This is a genomic window from Streptomyces sp. SID13726, assembly GCF_010548375.1.
GTDB lineage: Bacteria > Actinomycetota > Actinomycetes > Streptomycetales > Streptomycetaceae > Streptomyces.
This window is the reverse complement of record NZ_JAAGLY010000013.1, coordinates 133,226-152,212: the sequence shown is the minus strand read 5'-3', so window position 1 is coordinate 152,212 and position 18,987 is coordinate 133,226. Positions and strand designations below refer to the sequence as shown.

The 18,987-nt window shown below is 70.2% G+C and carries 17 protein-coding genes and 1 tRNA gene; 8 read left to right on the top strand and 10 right to left on the bottom strand.

Annotated features, from left to right (window positions below):
* Window positions 1–244 precede the first annotated feature (244 nt).
* Together G3I78_RS30010 and G3I78_RS30005 are read left to right on the top strand one after the other, a co-directional pair.
* The gene (locus G3I78_RS30010; protein ID WP_164430182.1) at window positions 245–1,465 is read left to right on the top strand and encodes an acetyl-CoA C-acetyltransferase; all 1,221 of its coding nucleotides are present in this window, start codon (window positions 245–247) and stop codon (window positions 1,463–1,465) included.
* Between the two features lie 281 nt (window positions 1,466–1,746).
* The gene (locus G3I78_RS30005) at window positions 1,747–2,538 is read left to right on the top strand and encodes a hypothetical protein (protein ID WP_164430180.1); all 792 of its coding nucleotides are present in this window, start codon (window positions 1,747–1,749) and stop codon (window positions 2,536–2,538) included.
* Between the two features lie 119 nt (window positions 2,539–2,657).
* On the opposite strand, the gene G3I78_RS30000 is transcribed toward G3I78_RS30005, so the two are convergent.
* Complete coding sequence (locus tag G3I78_RS30000) at window positions 2,658–2,942, bottom strand: hypothetical protein (RefSeq protein ID WP_164430347.1); 285 nt, start codon at window positions 2,940–2,942, stop codon at window positions 2,658–2,660.
* A gap of 132 nt (window positions 2,943–3,074) precedes the next feature.
* Between G3I78_RS30000 and G3I78_RS29995 the strand changes: the two genes are divergently transcribed.
* Window positions 3,075–3,305, top strand: a complete 231-nt coding sequence (locus tag G3I78_RS29995; RefSeq protein ID WP_020137875.1) for a DUF4287 domain-containing protein — start codon at window positions 3,075–3,077, stop codon at window positions 3,303–3,305.
* A gap of 65 nt (window positions 3,306–3,370) precedes the next feature.
* Here G3I78_RS29995 and G3I78_RS29990 read toward each other — a convergent pair whose 3' ends face one another.
* The 6 genes from G3I78_RS29990 to G3I78_RS29965 form a co-directional block, all read right to left on the bottom strand.
* Window positions 3,371–4,264, bottom strand: a complete 894-nt coding sequence (locus tag G3I78_RS29990) for a Bax inhibitor-1/YccA family protein (RefSeq protein WP_164430178.1) — start codon at window positions 4,262–4,264, stop codon at window positions 3,371–3,373.
* Window positions 4,265–4,397: 133 nt separating this feature from the next.
* On the bottom strand, window positions 4,398–5,570 hold the full coding sequence (locus G3I78_RS29985; RefSeq protein ID WP_164430176.1) for a 4-hydroxybenzoate 3-monooxygenase: 1,173 nt from the start codon (window positions 5,568–5,570) through the stop codon (window positions 4,398–4,400).
* Between the two features lie 166 nt (window positions 5,571–5,736).
* Entirely contained in the window at window positions 5,737–6,414 is a 678-nt protein-coding gene (locus tag G3I78_RS29980) for a hypothetical protein (protein WP_164430174.1), read from the bottom strand.
* Window positions 6,415–6,578: 164 nt separating this feature from the next.
* A complete protein-coding gene (locus G3I78_RS29975; protein WP_164430172.1) occupies window positions 6,579–8,504 on the bottom strand; it encodes a hypothetical protein in 1,926 nt (641 codons plus the stop codon).
* A gap of 95 nt (window positions 8,505–8,599) precedes the next feature.
* On the bottom strand, window positions 8,600–8,818 hold the full coding sequence (locus tag G3I78_RS29970) for a hypothetical protein (RefSeq protein ID WP_164430170.1): 219 nt from the start codon (window positions 8,816–8,818) through the stop codon (window positions 8,600–8,602).
* 58 nt (window positions 8,819–8,876) lie between these two features.
* Window positions 8,877–9,092: a hypothetical protein gene (locus G3I78_RS29965; protein WP_164430168.1), complete on the bottom strand. Its 216-nt coding sequence runs from the start codon at window positions 9,090–9,092 to the stop codon at window positions 8,877–8,879.
* A 232-nt stretch (window positions 9,093–9,324) separates the two neighbouring features.
* On the opposite strand from G3I78_RS29965, the gene G3I78_RS29960 reads away from it, so the two are divergent.
* The gene (locus G3I78_RS29960) at window positions 9,325–9,711 is read left to right on the top strand and encodes a helix-turn-helix transcriptional regulator (protein WP_164430166.1); all 387 of its coding nucleotides are present in this window, start codon (window positions 9,325–9,327) and stop codon (window positions 9,709–9,711) included.
* 791 nt (window positions 9,712–10,502) lie between these two features.
* A complete protein-coding gene (locus tag G3I78_RS29955) occupies window positions 10,503–10,763 on the top strand; it encodes a hypothetical protein (protein ID WP_343243880.1) in 261 nt (86 codons plus the stop codon).
* Between the two features lie 48 nt (window positions 10,764–10,811).
* On the opposite strand, the gene G3I78_RS29950 is transcribed toward G3I78_RS29955, so the two are convergent.
* A tRNA-Leu gene (locus G3I78_RS29950) sits at window positions 10,812–10,895 on the bottom strand.
* Between the two features lie 393 nt (window positions 10,896–11,288).
* Between G3I78_RS29950 and G3I78_RS29945 the strand changes: the two genes are divergently transcribed.
* Complete coding sequence (locus G3I78_RS29945; protein ID WP_164430164.1) at window positions 11,289–12,059, top strand: ABC transporter ATP-binding protein; 771 nt, start codon at window positions 11,289–11,291, stop codon at window positions 12,057–12,059.
* Window positions 12,059–14,587 (top strand): FtsX-like permease family protein, encoded by a 2,529-nt coding sequence (locus G3I78_RS29940; protein ID WP_164430163.1) that lies wholly within the window; start codon window positions 12,059–12,061, stop codon window positions 14,585–14,587. The genes G3I78_RS29945 and G3I78_RS29940 overlap by 1 nt, the downstream gene beginning before the upstream one ends.
* 77 nt (window positions 14,588–14,664) lie before the next feature.
* Here G3I78_RS29940 and G3I78_RS29935 read toward each other — a convergent pair whose 3' ends face one another.
* Entirely contained in the window at window positions 14,665–15,969 is a 1,305-nt protein-coding gene (locus tag G3I78_RS29935; protein ID WP_164430161.1) for a cyclopropane-fatty-acyl-phospholipid synthase family protein, read from the bottom strand.
* A 192-nt stretch (window positions 15,970–16,161) separates the two neighbouring features.
* Between G3I78_RS29935 and G3I78_RS29930 the strand changes: the two genes are divergently transcribed.
* Entirely contained in the window at window positions 16,162–17,361 is a 1,200-nt protein-coding gene (locus tag G3I78_RS29930; protein ID WP_164430159.1) for a hypothetical protein, read from the top strand.
* A gap of 142 nt (window positions 17,362–17,503) precedes the next feature.
* On the opposite strand, the gene G3I78_RS29925 is transcribed toward G3I78_RS29930, so the two are convergent.
* On the bottom strand, window positions 17,504–18,883 hold the full coding sequence (locus tag G3I78_RS29925) for an NAD(P)/FAD-dependent oxidoreductase (RefSeq protein WP_164430157.1): 1,380 nt from the start codon (window positions 18,881–18,883) through the stop codon (window positions 17,504–17,506).
* Between the last annotated feature and the right edge of the window lie 104 nt (window positions 18,884–18,987).

Below are 18,987 nucleotides of genomic sequence, written 5' to 3'. Positions count from 1 at the left end.
GCCCTTCGGGCCGATGGGGGTCCGGGGGCGCAGCCCCCAGGACGTCCGCCCCCGCACGCCCGCCCCCGACCACCCGCGCCCGCCCGCGCCCACCCGCGCCCCTGTCGGCTCCACCGCCAAAGGCCAAAGCAAGCGCTTAGACAAAGGTCACACCGTCACCCCCGTGACCCAGGCCATACGTCCGGGTAACTTCCCAAGCAGCCACGCCCCGGAAGAACACCCCTCGTACGCCAATGGAGCCGTGATGCCCGAAGCAGTGATCGTCTCGACCGCCCGCTCCCCCATCGGCCGCGCCGTCAAGGGCTCGCTCAAGGACCTGCGCCCGGACGACCTCACCGCCACGATCATCCAGGCCGCCCTCGCCAAGGTCCCCGAGCTGGACCCGCGCGACATCGACGACCTGATGCTCGGCTGCGGCCTCCCCGGCGGCGAGCAGGGCTACAACCTGGGCCGCATCGTCGCCGTACAGATGGGCATGGACCACCTGCCGGGCTGCACGATCACCCGTTACTGCTCCTCCTCGCTCCAGACGAGCCGCATGGCCCTGCACGCCATCAAGGCCGGCGAGGGCGACGTCTTCATCTCGGCCGGTGTCGAGATGGTCTCCCGCTACGCCAAGGGCAGCTCGGACGGCCTCCCGGACACCAAGAACCCGATCTTCGCGGAGGCGGAGGCCCGTACCGTCGCCACCGCCTCCCAGGAGGGCTCCACCTGGCACGACCCGCGCGAGGACGGTCTGCTCCCCGACCCGTACATCGCGATGGGCCAGACCGCCGAGAACCTGGCCCGCAGCAAGGGTGTCACCCGCCAGGACATGGACGAGTTCGGTGTCCGCTCGCAGAACCTCGCCGAGGAAGCCATCAAGAACGGCTTCTGGGAGCGCGAGATCACCCCGGTCACGCTGCCCGACGGCACGGTCGTCTCCAAGGACGACGGCCCCCGCGCCGGCGTCACCCTGGAGGCGGTCGGCGGTCTGAAGCCGGTCTTCCGCCCCGACGGACTCGTCACGGCCGGCAACTGCTGCCCGCTGAACGACGGCGCCGCCGCGGTCGTGATCATGTCCGACACCAAGGCCCGCGAGCTCGGCCTCACCCCGCTCGCCCGCATCGTGTCGACCGGTGTCTCGGGCCTGTCCCCCGAGATCATGGGCCTCGGCCCGGTGGACGCCTCGAACCAGGCCCTGCGCCGCGCCGGCCTCACCATCGACGACATCGACCTGGTCGAGATCAACGAGGCGTTCGCCGCCCAGGTGATCCCCTCCTACCGCGACCTGAACATCCCGCTGGAGAAGCTGAACGTGAACGGCGGCGCCATCGCCGTCGGCCACCCCTTCGGCATGACGGGCGCCCGCATCACCGGCACGCTCATCAACTCCCTCCAGTTCCACGACAAGCAGTTCGGCCTGGAGACGATGTGCGTCGGCGGCGGCCAGGGCATGGCGATGGTCATCGAGCGCCTGAGCTGACAGCCTGACCTGACGGAACGTATCCAACCGAGAACCCAGCGCCACCCTTTGGCCCAGAACCAAGGAAACTCCAAGGTTCTGGGCCGATTTGTGATCCAATCTGCCCCAGGATGTGACCTATATCGCTCGCGGGAGAATTTCCGCAGGTCACACCCTTCCCGCACTAAACCCCGGGCCCAAAGTCCTGTCCGTTTCGTGACGTTACGCACTGACAGCTGGATAGTCCGCCCTTCAAGCTGATGTAGGAAGTCGGGGGTCGACTTTGAACCGGGAGTACGTCAGTGAGCGCCATGCCGATCGCTTTGTTGGTCACCACGGCCGCCACGGGCGCCGTGGGCGTCGCCGTGCTGCGCACCCTCATGGTGCTGCGCCGACAGGTCGCCGCCCTGCACACCGAGCTCGCCAGGAACAACACCGCGCCCGTACGGGGTCTCGTACCGGCCGCCCGTCCCGCCACCGACGTCGAGGAGATACGCGCCGCCGTGGCGGAGGCCCTCGCCGAGGAGCGGGAGCGCGAGCTGGCCGAGGCGCGGGCCTTCTGGGCCGCCCAGGAGTCCCGGGACGCCGCCGACGCGCCCTCGCTGCTCGGTCTGCCCGACAGCGAGCTGTTCCTGCCCCGGCAGGCCGACTTCGTGGGTCTGGAGCCGCTGGAGCCGGTCTCCGAGCCCTCGGCCGACGCGGACGAGTTCGCCGGTGACAGCCCCGAACTGGCCGCCGCCCGGCGCCGCCACCCCTCCCACCCGGACTTCGTGCCGGTCGCGTCACCCGCGGTGGGCGACCACGAACGCACGGTGGCCACCCTGGAGGAACTCGCCGCGTCCGGCACCGAACTGGCCGACGTCCGCCCGGGCCCCCTCGGCACCCTCGACGTCTACGTCTTCGCCGACGGCACCACCCTCTGCATGACCCCGGGCCACCGCGAAACCGCCGAACGCCTCTCCGCGGCCCTCCACGCCGGCCAGACCCCGGTCCTGCTGGGCGGCTCGGGCATCTCGGGCGCGTACACCCTGACGTTCGCGTGCGGCGAGGAGAACGTCTACATCCTGGCTGACAGGGTCATAGCGAGCCTTTAAGAGGCTCACCTCGGGGCGCAGGGCACCTGCGACTCCTCAGGGGCGCGGGCCTGGATCTCTTTGCAGCTCCGCTGCGTGGGCGCGACAAGCCCCCACCGGCCCGCACCCGCCCGCGAACCTCAGACCCCCGCCCGCTTCTGCGCCTCCTCCACCAACCGCACAGCCTCAGAAACCTGGCCCTCGTCATCGAGCACGAGGGCCAAGTCATGCACGGCCACGGTGATTTGATCGGCGGCGGCGAACATCCCCGCGTCCGGCATCTCGCGCAGCGAGACCACCCCCGGCTCCTCCAGGAGCTGTGTCCGACGGGCGAACTCCCGCGCCAGCCCCAGCGCCTCAGCGGCGGCGCCCCGCTGCAAGCGGCTCTGCGGCGCGGCCCTGAGCCGGTCGGCGAAGTGGTCCACAGCCTGGGTCAGACGCGAGGTATCAGCCACGGCGCAACCGTACGCGTCCCACCGGGACTGTTGCCAACACGCGAACGCTCAGGCACGGTGACCTGAAGGACCGGCTTACATCCCATGCGCACGGAGGCGCCGATGTCCCAAGTCTTCTCCGAGGAGACCCACCGCAACATGCTCGCCCGCATCCCCCACTGCACCGGTCGTGAAGTCTCCGACTGGCTCCGCACCGTCGACGAAGGCCCGGCTCTCTTCCGCTTCGAGGAGAAGGTCAGCTGGCTCCGCCACGAACACAACCTCGCGTACGGCCACGCGAAGGCGATCATCCATGAGTACGACCTGAGGAGGGCCGCGCGCAGGTACTTCTAGCCCGCGCACATGCCGAAGGGCCCCAGGTCGTGACCCGGGGCCCTTCGCCGTACGACCGTCGAGGACTAGTCGTTGCTGTTGAGGATCGCGATGAGCCGCAGGAACTCCATGTAGATCCACACCAGCGTCAGCGTGAGCCCGAAGGCCGCCAGCCAGGCCTCCTCCTTCGGCGCGCCGTAGGCGATGCCGTCCTCGACCTGCTTGAAGTCGAGGGCCAGGAAGCACGCGCCGAGCAGCACGCCGATGACGCCGAACATGATGCCGAGGCCGCCGCTGCGGAAGCCGAGGCCGTCACCGCCGCCGAACACGGCGAACAGCATGTTGACGACCATCAGCAGCAGGAAGCCGAGGGTGGCCGCCATCACGAAGCCGTAGAACCGCCGGTTGACGCGGATCCAGCCGGCCTTGTAGGCCACCAGCACGGCGGCGAAGACCGCCAGTGTGCCGATCACGGCCTGCATGGCCGCGCCGCTCGCGATGCGGTTGTCGACCACGCTGGAGACCACGCCGAGGAACACGCCCTCGAACGCGGCGTACGACACGATCAGCGCGGGCGAGGCCGTGCGCTTGAAGGACTGCACCAGCGCCAGGACCATGCCGATCAGCGCGGCGCCGATGCCGATGCCGTACGAACGCCCGATGTTGGCGTCGTCGACGGGCAGCAGCGCCCAGGCGAGCGCGGCCGTGACGATCAGGATGCCGAGGGTGGTGCCGGTGCGCAGGACGACGTCGTCCATCGTCATCCGGCCGGTGCCCGCCGGGGCCTGCGGCGGCGCGCCCTGCTGAAGGTCCTGCTGGGCGTAGGGGTTGGTCGCGTACGGGTTGCCGGCCTGCTGGGCGTAGGGGTTGCCCTGCGTGCCGACTGCTGCGCCCCCGGCCTGCGGCGCGGTGTTGAAGCCCGCGTAGCCGTTGTCGCGGCTGAAGCCCCGTCGCGAGAAGACCGGGTTGCTGCTCCTCATTTCACTCCTCCATGGCCACCGTGTGTGGGCCTTGGCTCAAGAGTAATAGGTAGGCAAAGGATTGACCCTAGTGCTTGGGGAGGATCTTTCCCTGCTCGTGCTGCGCAACACGCTACGCGGTCCGTCGATTCCCTCAGAGGGCGAACCCCGTGTACCCCTCGGCCAGGTCGGTCTCGGCGGCCCGGGAGGAGGAGAGCCGGTCCAGCCGGGCCAGCTGGAGGCGGTCCTCGAAGGGGGTCGCGCCGGGGGCCCGGTGCAGGAGGGCCGTCATGTCGTAGGAGAAGCGCTCGGCCTGCCACACCCGGCGCAGACAGGTCTCGGAGTAGGCGTCGAGCCGTTCGGCCGAGCCCGTCTCCTTCTCGTACGCCAGCGCCCTCGCGAAGGTCACGACGTCGCCGACGGCGAGGTTCAGGCCCTTGGCGCCGGTGGGCGGGACGATGTGTGCCGCGTCACCCGCCAGGAAGAGACGGCCGTACCGCATGGGCTCGTGGACGTAGGAACGCATCGGGGTGACGGACTTCTGGGTGATCGGTCCCCGCTCCAGCGTCCAGTCGTCGTCCGTCTCGAAGCGGCGCTCCAGCTCGTCCCAGATCTCCTCGTCGCCCCAGCTCCCGGCGTCGGTGCCCTCGGGGACCTGGAGGTAGAGGCGGGAGACGGACGGGGAGCGCATGGACAGCAGGGCGAAGCCGCGGTCGTGGCGAGCGTAGACGAGCTCGTCGTGGGAGGGCGGGACGTCGGCGAGGATGCCGAGCCAGGCGAAGGGGTACGACCGCTCGAAGACCTTGGTCAGTTCGGCGGGGATCGCGTTCCTCGCCACGCCCCAGAAGCCGTCGCAGCCGACGACGTACTCGCACTCCAGGACGTCCTCGCGGCCCTCGTGCCGGAAGCGGATCCGCGGGCTGTCGGTGCCGGCGTCCTCGACGGCCAGGGCCTCCGCCTCGAAGAGCAGCGGGCCGCCGTCCTTGAGCTGGAGGGCGATGAGGTCCTTGCAGACCTCGGTCTGGGCGTAGACCATCACGGACCGGCCGCCGGTGAGGGCGGGGAAGTCGACGCGGTGGCGCTTCCTGTCGTAGCGCAGTTCGATGCCGTCGTGCGGCAGGCCCTCGCGGTCCATGCGCTCGCCCGCGCCGGCCGCGCGCAGTACGTCGACCGTGCCCTGCTCCAGGATTCCGGCGCGCTGGCGGTGCTCGACGTAGGCGCGGTCGCGGCTCTCCAGGACGACCGAGGCGATACCGGCGTCGTGGAGGAGCCGGGCGAGGAGGAGACCGGCGGGGCCGGCTCCGATGATGCCGACGGTGGTACGCATCGGGTGTTCCCTTCGGGGACCTGTTCGCAGCAATGGCCGTTGTTCGCGTGGTGAACTTTATTTCACTTGCGTGGGGCGAGTCTGCGCTCGGGGTCTGCCGATGTCAACGGTCCGCGCGGCCGTCCGGCCCGCGGGAGGCTCCCGCGGGCCGGACGGCCGAAGCGGGTCAGCGGCCGGGCCAGCCGTCCAGGTGGCGGCGCATGGTGACGTCCTGCTTGGCGTCGCCCTTCGGAGCGTTGGCCACCGCGTCCTTGAGCACGCCGTCGACCTCGGCGGCGAGGGCGTCGGCCTGGGCCCGCAGCTCGGTCGCGGGCGTCCTCGACCGGGTCAGGGCGTCCAGCCGGCGGTGGATGTCGGCGAGTTGGCGGCGGTGGGCGGAGTCGAGGGTGAGCGGGTTCGGGGTGGCGACCACGAACTGGTAGGCGCCGGCCAGGGTCTGGCAGCCGTCGCAGCTCTTGTTGGCGGCGTCGCTGAGGTTCACGGCGTTCAGCCGGGCCTGCTCACCGGCGTACGTGACGATCTGGAAGGACAGCGCGACCGACCGGCAGGCGTCGTCGGCGGAACAGCCCGACGAGACCGCGTTGGCCTGGTTGCGCACGGAGGCGTTCTTCACCTTGCCGAACTGCCGGATCGTGAACGAGTCCTTCGTCTCGGTGTGGTCGAGCCGGTTGGCCCGGCTGAACACATGGTCCGAGGCGATGGCGACCGCCTTCGACGGCCCTCCGCTCGCGGCCTGCGCCGGCACCGCGGTCGCCACCCCGGCGACCCCGGCGGCGAACAGCCCCACCCGCACGGCACGCCGGGTGAGCGGGGAGGTGGAACGGGGTTTTCGATGACTGCTCAAGGGATCTCCTCGGTGAGTGAGTGCGGGCGTGAGTGCGGGCGGGCGTACGGGTGAACAGGTCACCGCCCTCGGCGACCCGCCCCGGTCCGCACCACCCGGGGGCGGGACTCCGCCGCTGCCCCCGGGTGGGTGTCGTGGAAGCCGGACGGGCGTCGCTCCGGTGGTCAGGACGTCGCCGGTGAGGCGCTGGGCGGCGGCGAGGGCGGGGTGTCCGTCGGGGAGGCCGGGACGCTCTCCGACGGGACGGGGGACGGGGGCGGGGTGGAGGGGTCGCCGCCCGTGCCCGGGGACGACGGCTGCTGCTCGGCCGGTGCGGTCGGGGACGCCGGACCGCGGGAGGTGCCCCCGCTCGCCGCTCCCGGTGCCGTCGCCGACCTGGCCGGTGAGGCGGAGGGAGAGGCGCCGGGCGAGGTTCCGGGGGACGCGGAGCCCGAGCCCGCCGTACGGTCCGCCGCGGACGGTACGGCTCCGTCGGGGCCGGTGTCCGCCGGGCCGTCCGGGTCGTCGTCCGGCGCGGACGCGTCGCCGTCCGGTGTCGTGGCCTGCCGCGGCTGGGGTTCCTCCGTCGACACCCCGGGCTGGAGGATCGGGGCGATCGGAGGTTTCTTCGGGAGGGGCTGGGGGGTGAGGCCCGAGGTCCAGGCGTAGCTGAGGCCCGCGAGTCCGGCCAGGACGCACGCGCACAGCACGACCCGCAGCACCGGCCGCTCCGCCGTGGACCGCTTCGCCGCCCGGACGATCCGGCCGCCGATCTTCACGGTGAGGTAGACGACCCCGCCCATCGGGATCAGCAGCATCAGACAGCCGAGGATCCCCACGAGCCCCTCGACGATCTTCCCGTCCGCGAGGGCCGATCCGGTCCCGGAGAACTGCTCGACCATCGACCGGGTCATCGTGGCGATGATCCGGGGCAGGTTCCACAGCGCGTACGCCAGCTCGCCGATGATCAGCGGCACCATGGTCAGCACCCATGCCGCCACCACGGTCCGCGCGGACTTCTTCAGCCCGGCGACCTCCTTGCGCGCGGCCCGCCCCTTCCTGCCGGGTACCAGCCCGAGCAGGATCGGTTTGATCTTGCCGTAGAGGTCGGGCACCCCCGCGAGGTCGCCCAGGATGTAGTAGCCGTCGAGCCGCACGGCCGGCATCAGCTGTTCGAGGATCTCGAAGTGCCCGAGATACACGGCCGCCAGGAAGAACGGCTCCCCCGTGGCGAAGTACAGCCCGGCCATGCCGAGCATGAAGACCACGTTGAAGTAGACCCCGCCCAGGTCGGTCCTGATCCGGCCGCCGCGTCCGATCCGGTAGACGTCGGTGACGTCGGTGTACATCGACGGCCAGATCAGGAAGATCCCGCAGCCGATGCACCCGGGCCGGGCGCCGCCGTATCTGCACGCGGACGCGTGGCCGAACTCGTGGAAGACGAGCGAGGCCACGGTCAGCGCGAAGACGAGCAGGATCAGCACCGGCTGGTCGAGGACCTCCAGGACCGGTTCGATCGCCCCGTAGAAGGCGAAGAGCCAGACGTCCATGGCCACGGCCGCCGCGATCATCACCAACACCACGACCGGCCGGTGCAGCCACGAGAAGGTCCGCGCGATCTTCGCCGTGCGCCGCTCGTCGAAGATGACCCGGTGGCCCTTGAGCGCGAGCAGCAGGTCGGAGCGCGGGGCGTCGACCTCGTCGCTCTCCTGGCCCTCGGGGACCGTCACGCCGAGCGGTTCGAGCTTCTTCTCCACCAGGAAGCGGATGTTCTCGCCGCTGACCTCGCGGCCGAACCGTGCGCTCACCCGGTGGGCGATCGACTCGACGTCCCGGGCGCCGTCGACGGACGACGCCACGAGATACAGCAGCCGGGACAGCTGCACGACCTGCCCGTCCCCCCGACGGGCGATGTACTTGGGCTCGGTGAACCCCGATCCCTGGTACTCGCCGTGCAGCCGCAGTCCCGCGCTCAGCCGTGGCACCAACTGCGGTTCGACGACCGGCAGGCTGCCCGTCGCCACCTGCTCGTACGTCACCGGCCAGCCGCCGGGTCCGGGCACCGGCCCGGGGTCGTACAGCGTCGGCGCCCCTTCTCCGAGCACTGTCATATGTGGTCTCCCCCCATGTCCTGCCCCCCTACATGGCGGCGGGGGCGGACCGCTCACAGGTGCGGTCCGCCCCCGTCGCCGTCGTCAGCGCAGGGTCACTGCTTGACGGAGATCGTCTGTCCGGCCTGCGACTCGGCGGCCGACCACGCGGAGTGGTCGTTGACGGCCGCGGACTGGTTGTCGGCCTGGATGTTGGCGATGTGCTTGGTGACGTTGGTGGTGCGGTTGAAGCTGAACTTCAGCTTGCCCAGGGCCTCGCGGCCCGGCAGCAGCTCCGCGGACTCGGTCTCGAGCTCGTGCATGTCCATGCTCATGATGGATGTCCTTCCAGGTGGTGGGTGTGGTGCTGGATGTGGAGGTGGTGCGCGGGCGCTACTGCGTGACGCTGATGGTCTGCGAGGCGCTGGAGGCCGCGGCGGACCCGACCGAGTGGTCGTTGAGGGCCAGGGACGAGTTGTGCGCCTCGATGTTGGCGACGTGCTTGGTCACGTTCGTCGTCCGGTTGAAGCTGAACTTCAGCTTGCCCAGGGCCTCCCGGCCCGGCAGCAGTTCCGCGGACTCGGCCTCGAGCTCGTGGGCGTCCATCATGGTCGATTCCCCCTCAGGGACGGGCTTTTCCGGTCGGGCAGAGTCAGGTTCCCCCCACACTCTGTCCAACTTGGTCGGACGTGCTGTCCAACGAGATTGGACACTAGGGCCTCGCGGGGGCGTTGCGCAACCCGTTCGGAGAATCACCCGTTCGGCGCCGGGCGTACCCGCCCGTAGAATCGGCCCCGACATGGACGGTTCCGCCGAGCGGCGAGCAGGAAGTGACTCTCCCGTGGCCAACGCACTGCAGCAGTTGATCCGTGAGCGCCTCGACCTCAAGGGCTGGTCCTACGGCGAGGTGGCCCGCCGGGGCGGCGTCCCGCGCTCCACCGTCCACCACCTCGCGACCACCGACCGCGTCGTCCGCATGCCGCAGTCGACCACCCTGGAGGGCCTGTCCAAGGGCCTGGAACTCCCGTTGGACACCGTCCGCCGCGCCGCCGCGGAGGCCTGCGGCATCCACGTGTACGGCCCCCCGGACCCCGAGTCCACCACCACCCACCCGGCCGACCCCGAGGTCGACCTCCTCATCGCCAGCGTCCAGCAACTCTCGGCGGACGACCGCCGGCATGTGGCCGCGCTGGTGGAGTCACTGTTGGACCGCACGCCGAAGAAGTGACTGCGGGGGGGCTCGGGCGGGGGCCGGGTTGGGGCGTGGGGGCGTGGGGGCGTGGAGCCGACGGGTCGGGGGCGGGGCCGGTTCTCGTAGCCGCCGGATCGGGAGGGGGGTCGCGCCTCGCAGTCGACGGTCCGGAAGCGGGGCCGGGTCCAGGAACCGACCAGCTTGTCGCCGGGCCGCCTGCCTGGGACACGCTCGCGCGGCGAGGCTGGCCGGGTGCGCCTCAGAGTCGACGGATCTGAGGCGGTGCCAAGTCCCGGCGCCGACCGGCCTGTTGCTGGGCCGGCCTGCGGACACACCCGTCCAGTGACCGTAGCCCGGCGCCGCCCAAGAACCGACGGATCGGGAACGCGGCCGGACTGGGCCGCAGAGCGGCCAGCCTGTTGCCGGCCGGACCGCCCCACGGACCCGCCCGTCCGGTGACGCCGGCCCGGCACCTCCTCGCAAGTCCCCCTGAAGCCGCCCGCCCAGGCCAGGGCCGCGACCGCTGGACACTCGGCCGCCCCCGTTCGAAAGCCGACCCTCCTCCCGGAGCGCCCCTCCGGAAGCCGTCCAAGCCCGCAGAGCGCCCTCCGAAACCCGCCCCCACCACCCCACCCCCACCCCAACCCCTGGCCAAAGAAGTGACCGTCCGGAAGCCGGTCCCGGCGGTCCGCGACCGGAGATGTTCACTCTTCCGTGCAGTCGGAAAAAGAATTCGACTGTGCCGGAACGGCCCCCGCGGTGACCGCTACTCTCTCGTCCTGCCCGAGGAGCGAGAGCCGCACGACCCCGGGCTCCCAGGGGGGAATGTGTTGTTCGTGCATGGCGGACCGGCCACGGCCGTGGTCCGCGGGCCCGCCGGTGAATCGGTCGTACTGCTCTCCGGGGAGCTGCCGGGCGTACTGACCGACGAGTCGGTGTCCGAACTCATGGAACTGGCCGCCGCCGTCCTGGACGCGGACGAGCTGCCGCTGTTCCACACCTGTCTGAGAACCCTGCGCCGCGACGGCATGCGAGCGGGCCGCCGGATCGAGATCGACGGTGCCATCCTGACCGTCTACGAAGGGTGACGGCCGGGGGCCGGCCCACGCGTGAGGGAGCTCCGCGTGGGCGGGAAGTGCCCGGAGCCGGACTTGAACCGGCACGCCCGCGAAGGGGCAGCGAGGTTTAAGCTCGCCGTGTCTGCATTCCACCATCCGGGCAGGTCATGGGCTCCGCGTTTGAGGTTCCGAGCCTATCGGGACGCATCCCCCGAACAGCGGACGGGCGGACCGATGTTGTCTTATTTTATTGACGTCTGAGGGTGCATCAGACCATGGAACAGGCCATCCGCACTTGCCAATAGCCTTACGCGGGGCACCCGGCGGCGCATGCGGAATGACGGAATTTCACCGCCCGAACAAGGACGCTCCACCCGTTCTCTGCACGCGCCCCGCCCTCGGGGGTCGCCGTCATCCCCAGGTATGACATCGAGCCGTCCGGTCCCTCCGAAGTCTGCCCCCGGAACCGGAACAGCGGCTGACTACACGGCGCGCTCCGACCCCCACGATGGAAGACGTCCTTCAACGATGTCGTCCCGCTAGGAGTTCCATCCCGTGACCACCACACCCGTCGCCGGCCGGACCACGACCGTGGCCGCACGCGCCACGGATCTGTCGAAGATCTACGGACAGGGCGAGACCCAGGTGGTCGCCCTGGACCGGGTCACCGTCGAGTTCCGGCAGGCCGAGTTCACCGCGATCATGGGCCCCTCCGGCTCCGGCAAGTCCACGCTGATGCACTGCGTGGCCGGCCTCGACACCTTCTCCTCGGGTTCGGTCCGCATCGGCGAGACCGAGCTGGGCTCGCTGAAGGACAAGCAGCTGACCAAGCTGCGTCGGGACAAGATCGGCTTCATCTTCCAGGCGTTCAACCTGCTGCCGACGCTGACCGGCCTGGAGAACATCACGCTCCCGATGGACATCGCGGGCCGCAAGCCGGACAAGCAGTGGCTGGATTCGGTCATCGACATGGTGGGCTTGCGGGACCGTCTCGGACACCGCCCCGCCCAGCTCTCCGGTGGTCAGCAGCAGCGGGTCGCCGTGGCGAGGGCGCTCGCCTCCAAGCCCGACATCATCTTCGGCGACGAGCCGACCGGAAACCTCGACTCCCGCTCCGGCGCCGAGGTGCTGGGCTTCCTGCGCAACTCCGTGCGGGAGTTGGGGCAGACGGTGGTCATGGTGACCCACGACCCGGTGGCGGCGGCGTACGCGGACCGCGTGGTCTTCCTCGCGGACGGCCGGATCGTGGACGAGATGTACAAGCCGACGGCCGACAACGTGCTTGATTTCATGAAGCAGTTCGACGCGAAGGGCCGCACCAGCTGATGTTCCGCACCGCCCTGCGCAACGTACTCGCGCACAAGGCCAGGCTGCTCATGACCGTGCTCGCCGTGATGCTCGGCGTGGCGTTCGTGTCCGGCACCCTGGTCTTCACCAACACCATCTCCGAGGCCTACCAGAAGAGTTCGGCCAAGGGCTTCGACCAGACCGACGTCGCCGTCACCGCCAAGTGGGGCGAGGACAAGGGCAATACGCTCGGCAAGCGCCGCGAGCTGTCCCAGTCGATGCTCGAACAGAGCGCGAAGGTCTCGGGCGCCGCCGGCACGATCGGCGTCGTCAGCGGCTTCACCGCCATCGCCGACAAGGACGGCAAGCTCGTCGGCGGCGGCTTCCAGTCGCAGGGCGGCAACTACTTCGGGGCCGAGGACCCCAGGTATCCGCTGGCCCAGGGCAAGGCCCCGCACGGCGCGAACCAGGTCGCCATCGACTCCGAGACCGCCAAGCGGGCCGGCTACAAGGTCGGCGACACCGTGCGCATCTCGGTCGACGGGCCCGTACTCAAGCCGACCATCACCGGCGTCTTCACCACCGACGACGGCAATGTCGCGGCCGGCGGCAGCCTCGCGCTGTTCGACACGCCCACCGCCCAGAAGCTGTTCGGCAAGCCGGGGACGTACGACGAGATCGACGTGAAGGCGGCCGCCGGCACCTCCCAGACCGCGCTCCAGGCCGCTCTGGAGAAGGCGCTCCCCAAGGGCACCGTCGAGACCACGACCGGCAAGGAACTCGCCGACAGCCAGGCCAGGTTGATCGCCTCCCAGATGAGCGGGCTCAAGCAGGGTCTGCTGGTCTTCGCGGGCATCGCGCTGTTCGTCGGCACCTTCATCATCGCCAACACCTTCACCATGCTGGTCGCCCAGCGCACCAAGGAACTCGCCCTGCTGCGCGCGGTCGGCGCGTCCCGCCGGCAGGTCACGCGGTCGGTGCTGATCGAGGCGTTCGTGGTCGGCCTGGTCGCCGCCGTGACGGGCCTGGTCGCCGGTATCGGCATCGGCGCCGGGCTGAAGTCCCTGATGGGCATGTTCGACGCGACCGTCCCGGACGGACCGCTGGTCATCACGCCGGGCACGGTCGGCGCGGCCCTCGCGGTCGGTGTCCTGGTGACCATGCTGGCGGCCTGGCTGCCGGGCCGCAGGGCGGCGAAGATCCCGCCGGTCGCGGCGATGAGCAGCCTGCACGCGAAGGCGACCACCAAGTCGCTGGTGCTGCGCAACACGCTGGGCGCGCTGTTCTCCGGCGCGGGTGTCGCCGTCGTCCTGGCGGCCACCACGATGGAGGGCTCCGACGGCCAGGCCCCCATGGGGATGGGCGCGGTCCTGCTGATCATCGGCGTCTTCATCCTGACCCCGCTGCTGTCCCGCCCGCTGATCGCGGCCGCGGCCCCGCTGATGCGCGTGTTCGGCATCTCCGGGAAGCTGGCCCGCCAGAACTCGGTGCGCAACCCGCGCCGTACGGCCGCCACCGCCTCCGCGCTGATGATCGGCCTCACCCTGATCACCGGCATGACGGTGATGGCGGGCAGCCTCCAGAAGTCGATCGACAAGATGGCGACGGCGGCCGTCAAGGCGGACTACGTCGTCTCCATGGCGAACGGCAACGAGCTCTCCTCCGACGTCGAGAAGAAGCTGGCGAAGGTCGACGGGGTCACCGCCGTCAGCCCGCTGCGCAACGCGGCCTCCCGCATCGACGGCGAGACCGAGTACCTCACCGGCGTCAACGGCTCGGCGATCGGCGGCCTCACCGACCTCAAGGTCGACGACGGCGCGTTCAAGGTCGGCGGCAGCCAGGTGGTCGTGGACGCGGAGCGGGCCAAGTCCTTCGGCTGGAAGGCGGGTTCGACCTTCACCGTCCACTACGAGGACGGCAAGGCGCAGAAGCTCACGGTCGCCGGGGTCTACGAGGGCAACGACCTGATCAGCGGCATCATGCTCGACACCGCGACGCTCACCCCGCACCTGAGCGACGTGTCCGACATGCAGGTCATGCTGAAGACGTCCGGCGGCGCCTCCGACGCGACCAAGGACAAGCTGGAGAAGGCCCTCGGCTCCAACCCGGCCATCAAGGTCCAGGACAAGAAGGACCTCTCCGACTCCATCGCGCAGCTGTTCACGCTGATGCTGAACATGCTCTACGGCCTGCTGGCGATGGCGGTGCTCGTGGCGGTCCTCGGTGTCATCAACACCCTGGCCATGTCGGTGTTCGAGCGTTCCCAGGAGATCGGCATGCTCCGTGCGATCGGCCTGGACCGCAAGGGCATCAAGCGGATGGTCCGGCTGGAGTCCCTGGTCATCTCGCTGTTCGGCGGGGTGCTCGGCATCGGCCTGGGCGTGTTCTTCGGCTGGGCGGCCGGTGAGCTGCTGGGCGCGAAGATGGCGACGTACGAACTCGTCCTGCCCTGGGCCCGGATGGCGGTCTTCCTGCTGCTCGCGGCGACGGTCGGCATCCTCGCCGCGCTGTGGCCGGCCCGGCGGGCGGCCCGTATGAACATGCTGGCGGCGATCAAGGCGGAGTAGCCGCGGAACCGGTCGGGGCCCGTCGCGGAGGGGGCGACGGGCCCCTTCTTCATGCCCGGTTCTTCATGCGCGGTTCTTCATGCCCGGTTCCAGGTGCGAGCGCGCAGCGGCAGCCCGGAAGCACCGGTGTCGGGGGTCCGCACGGCGAGGACCTGGTTGACGCCGATGCGGTTCTGCTCGAAGGCGAGCGCGGAGGCGGCCATGTACAGCCGCCAGACCCGGGCCCGGCCGGGGCCCGCGATCCGGACCGCCCGCTGCCACTGGGCCTCCAGGTTGACGACCCAGCGGCGCAGGGTGTGCGCGTAGTGCTCCCGGATCGACTCGACGTCCCGCACCTCGAACCCGGCCCGCTCCAGCTGGGTCACGGTGGTGCCGAGCGGGGCGAGTTCGCCGTCGGGGAAGACGTAGGCGTCGATGAACCCGTCGAGGGTGTACGCCGATTCGTCGCGCTGCGGACGCCGGGCGATCTGGTGGTTGAGCAGCCGCCCGCCGGGCCTGAGCAGCTTCAGCAGGTCCTCGGCGTACTCCAGATACCGTTCGGCGCCGACGTGTTCGGCCATGCCGATGGAGGAGATCGCGTCGTACGGCCCGTCGGTGACGTCCCGGTAGTCCTGCACCCGGATCTCGATGCGGTCGGTGAGCCCCTCGTCGGCGACGCGCTTGCGGGCGTAGGCCGCCTGCTCCTGGGAGAGGGTGACGCCGACGACGCTCACGCCGTACTCGCGGGCCGCGTGGACGGCCATCGAGCCCCAGCCGCAGCCGACGTCCAGGAGCCGCTGCCCGTCCTGGAGCCCGAGCTTGCGGCAGACCAGGTCGAGCTTGTCGCGCTGGGCGCTCTCCAGGGTGCCGTCGGGCTCGGGCGCCGCCCAGTAGGCGCACGAGTACACCATGGAGGGGCCGAGGACGATCTCGTAGAACGTGTTTCCGACGTCGTAGTGGTGGCTGATGGCCCGCTTGTCGGTGCGCCTGGTGTGCAGGTGGCCGCGGGTCCTGCGGATCTCCTCGGGCGGCGGGGCGGGCGGCAGCGGTGGTCCGGCCAGGGCGAGCAGTCCGCGTACGGCGGAGCGGACCTCGGGGTCGCGCAGGGACTGGAGGAGGGTCCTGCTGTCCTCCCCGCGCTCCCAGACGAGCCCCGAGATCAGGTCGAGCGCGGTGTAGAGGTCACCGTCGATGTCCAGGTCGCCCGCGACCCAGGCGCGGGCGAGGCCCAGTTCGCCGGGTTTGAAGAGCAGCCGGCGCACGGCACGCCGGTTGCGCACGACCAGTGCGGGCGCGTCGGGCGGCCCGGCCTCCGACCCGTCCCAGGCGCGCACGCGCACCGGGAGCGGTACTCCCAGCAACTGTTCGAAGAGGTCCCTGAGCCGCAGCGCGGCATCTGCCATGGCGCACACCTCCGTGACGAGGATCCCGGAATTGTCCACCTGGGTAAACAACGACGCGGCGGTGCGCACTCCCTCCGGCGGGTCACGTCTGGGCAAAACAGATGTAGCAACCACGTACACCCCGGAATCTCGGATCGCAGGAACACTGGAGCAGGCCGAGAACAGCGAGAGGCAGAGGCAGGGGCGCGCGGAATGTCGACTTCGGAGATTCGATTCAATCGATCGCTTCTTTTGAGTTCCGTTGTTCAGGTCATGCTGTCGTGGGACGAGGAGCCGGCCCTGGCGGCGCGACGCCTGGACAGCCTGCTGCGAAGGACGACACCGCCTGAGTTGATGCGCCTGGAATCGGACTACCGAAGCCGGCGTTACAGCCTCGGCTCTCTCGGGCTGAGAGCCCCTGGTGACGCCGTGCCCGATCGGTACGCCGTGGCCCTGGCCGCTCTGATGTCGTTCGACCGGTCCGGGTATGTCAGGGAAGAGGGCGTCGCCAAGCTCGCCGATGCCCCGGAATCCTTCCCGGTTCCCTTCCTGTTGCTGCGGCTCAACGATCCGGTTGCGGAAGTACGGAACCTCGCGCAGAGCGCGCTGGCCACACGACTGGCCCCGGAGCATGTGGCCTTCCTCGTGCAGGCACTGCCCCTCCTGGACAGCTTGACCAGACGCCGCAGGGCCAGTCCTCTGCTGACCGTGGTGGAGGACCTTCTCCACCGTGGCGGAACGGAAGCGTTGTGGCAGGGCGCCCGGTCAGCGGATCCCCTGATGCGCGCCTGCTGTCTGCGGTGGCTCGCCCGGATCGAGCCGGTGGCGGCCGTCGAGACCGCCTTCGCGTCCCGGGACCCGTCCCTGTGGCGGTGGGCCACTCGTGTGGCCACGTCGTCGCGGCTGACGCCGGCCGAGCGGAACGCGCTCCTGCCGTGCCTGGAGAACAGCAGCAGTCCCCGCATACGTCTGCGGGCCCTGCACGCCCGGGCACGTCAGCAGCACGGCGAAACGGAACTGCGCCGCGCAATGCTCGATCGCGATGCCCGAGTCCGCTACTACGCTCGCGCCACCCTGTATGCCCGCGGGTATACGAATCTCGCGCCACAGGTGTACCGCGACGCCCTGGCGTCCCCTGATGCGCCGGACTCGATCGTCATCGGCGCCCTGGGAGGGCTGTCCGACCTCGGGGGTGCGTGCGACGTGCCGCGGGTGCTGGACTTCGTCACACACCGCAAGGCGCGGATCCGCGCCGAGGCGTGGCGCACCCTGGGTGTCCTGGCCCCGCAGGAAGTGGATCGCAGAGCGGCCCAACTGGCTGACGACCCGAGCGGCAAGGTGCGCCGCCACCTCCCTAACCGGGCTGCTTCGGGTGTTGATGGAATCAACACCGGTGAACGGTCCGACCGATAGGTTCCGACCGTGCCAGGACCGCCCCTGAAGAGGGAGCGGGGGTCCGGGGCCACGTACACCCGTTGGGCGCGGGAACGCCGAAGGACCTCCCGCACCACGGATGGCGGGAGGTCCTTCGGGGTGGATCGGCGACCGGAGCCGGTCAGGAGGCCTTGGCCTCGGTCTTCTCCGGCTTGGGCGCGGCGGGCACGGGCTTGGCGGCCTCGTAGAACTCCTCGCGCGGGTGCTCCATCGCGCCGAGGGAGACGACCTCGCGCTTGAGGAACATGCCGAGGGTCCAGTCGGCGAAGACGCGGACCTTGCGGTTCCAGGTCGGCATGGCCAGACCGTGGTAGCCGCGGTGCATGTACCAGGCGAGCCGGCCCTTGAGCTTGATCTTCATCTTGCCCATGACGATCATCGCGACGCCCTTGTGCAGGCCGAGACCCGCGACGGCGCCCTTGTTGCCGTGGCTGTACTCCTTCTGCGGGAAGCCCCGCATACCGGAGATCACGTTGTCGCCGAGGACCTTGGCCTGGCGCAGCGCGTGCTGGGCGTTCGGCGGGCACCAGGCGTTCTCGTTGCCCGCCTTGCGGCCGACGAGGTCCGGGACCTGGGCGTTGTCGCCCGCGGCCCAGATGTAGTCGGTGCCCTGGACCTGGAGCGTGGTCTGGGTGTCCACGTGACCGCGCGGGCCCAGCGGGAGGCCGTAGCGCGAGAGGACCGGGTTGGGCTTGACGCCGGCGGTCCACACGACCGTGTTGGAGTCGACCTCCAGGCCGTTCTTGAGCACCACGTGGCCGTCGACGCAGGAGTCCATCGAGGTGGAGAGGTAGATCTCCACGCCGCGGCTCTCCAAGTGCTCCTTGCCGTACTGGCCGAGCTTGGGGCCGACCTCGGGCAGGATCTTGTCGGCCGCGTCGACGAGGATGAACCGCATGTCCTCGCGGGAGACGTTGGTGTAGTACTTGGCCGCGTCGCGGGCCATGTCCTCGACCTCGCCGATGGTCTCGGCGCCCGCGAAGCCACCGCCGACGAAGACGAAGGTGAGCGCCTTGCGGCGGATCTCCTCGTCCTTCGTGGAGTCGGCCTTGTCGAGCTGCTCGAGGACGTGGTTGCGCAGGCCGATGGCCTCCTCGACGCCCTTCATGCCGATGCCCTGCTCGGCGAGGCCGGGGATCGGGAAGGTGCGGGAGACCGCGCCGAGCGCGATCACCAGGTAGTCGAAGGGCAGCTCGTACGCCTCGCCGACCAGCGGGGCGATCGTGGCGACCTTGCGGTCCTGGTCGATGGTGGTGACCCGGCCGGTGAGAACCTCCGCCTTGGGCAGCACGCGTCGCAGCGGGACGACGACATGGCGCGGGGAGATGTTGCCGGCGGCGGTTTCGGGGAGGAAGGGCTGGTAGGTCATGTACGACCGGGGGTCGACGACCGTGACGGTCGCCTCGCCGTAGCGCATCTTCTTGAGGATGCGCCGAGCTGCGTACAGGCCTACGTACCCACCGCCTACTACGAGGATCCTGGGACGCTCCGTGGTGCTCATGCCATCGAGTATCCACCTGCCCCAGGGGGGTCGCTCGTGCGCCCCTTCACAAGCTTGTGGAGGGTGTGTGCTATCCTCCGCGACTCGCGTGATCCAGGTCATGG

Excerpts from the sequence above, each read along its gene's own strand:
- G3I78_RS30010 (WP_164430182.1), top strand. The coding sequence starts at position 245 with ATGCCCGAAGCAGTGATCGTCTCGACCGCCCGCTCCCCCATCGGCCGC.
- G3I78_RS29995 (WP_020137875.1), top strand. The coding sequence starts at position 3,075 with ATGTCCCAAGTCTTCTCCGAGGAGACCCACCGCAACATGCTCGCCCGC.
- G3I78_RS29990 (WP_164430178.1), bottom strand. The coding sequence starts at position 4,264 with ATGAGGAGCAGCAACCCGGTCTTCTCGCGACGGGGCTTCAGCCGCGAC.
- G3I78_RS29985 (WP_164430176.1), bottom strand. The coding sequence starts at position 5,570 with ATGCGTACCACCGTCGGCATCATCGGAGCCGGCCCCGCCGGTCTCCTC.
- G3I78_RS29975 (WP_164430172.1), bottom strand. The coding sequence starts at position 8,504 with ATGACAGTGCTCGGAGAAGGGGCGCCGACGCTGTACGACCCCGGGCCG.
- G3I78_RS29970 (WP_164430170.1), bottom strand. The coding sequence starts at position 8,818 with ATGAGCATGGACATGCACGAGCTCGAGACCGAGTCCGCGGAGCTGCTG.
- G3I78_RS29965 (WP_164430168.1), bottom strand. The coding sequence starts at position 9,092 with ATGATGGACGCCCACGAGCTCGAGGCCGAGTCCGCGGAACTGCTGCCG.
- G3I78_RS29940 (WP_164430163.1), top strand. The coding sequence starts at position 12,059 with ATGTTCCGCACCGCCCTGCGCAACGTACTCGCGCACAAGGCCAGGCTG.
- G3I78_RS29935 (WP_164430161.1), bottom strand. The coding sequence starts at position 15,969 with ATGGCAGATGCCGCGCTGCGGCTCAGGGACCTCTTCGAACAGTTGCTG.
- G3I78_RS29930 (WP_164430159.1), top strand. The coding sequence starts at position 16,162 with ATGTCGACTTCGGAGATTCGATTCAATCGATCGCTTCTTTTGAGTTCC.
- G3I78_RS29925 (WP_164430157.1), bottom strand. The coding sequence starts at position 18,883 with ATGAGCACCACGGAGCGTCCCAGGATCCTCGTAGTAGGCGGTGGGTAC.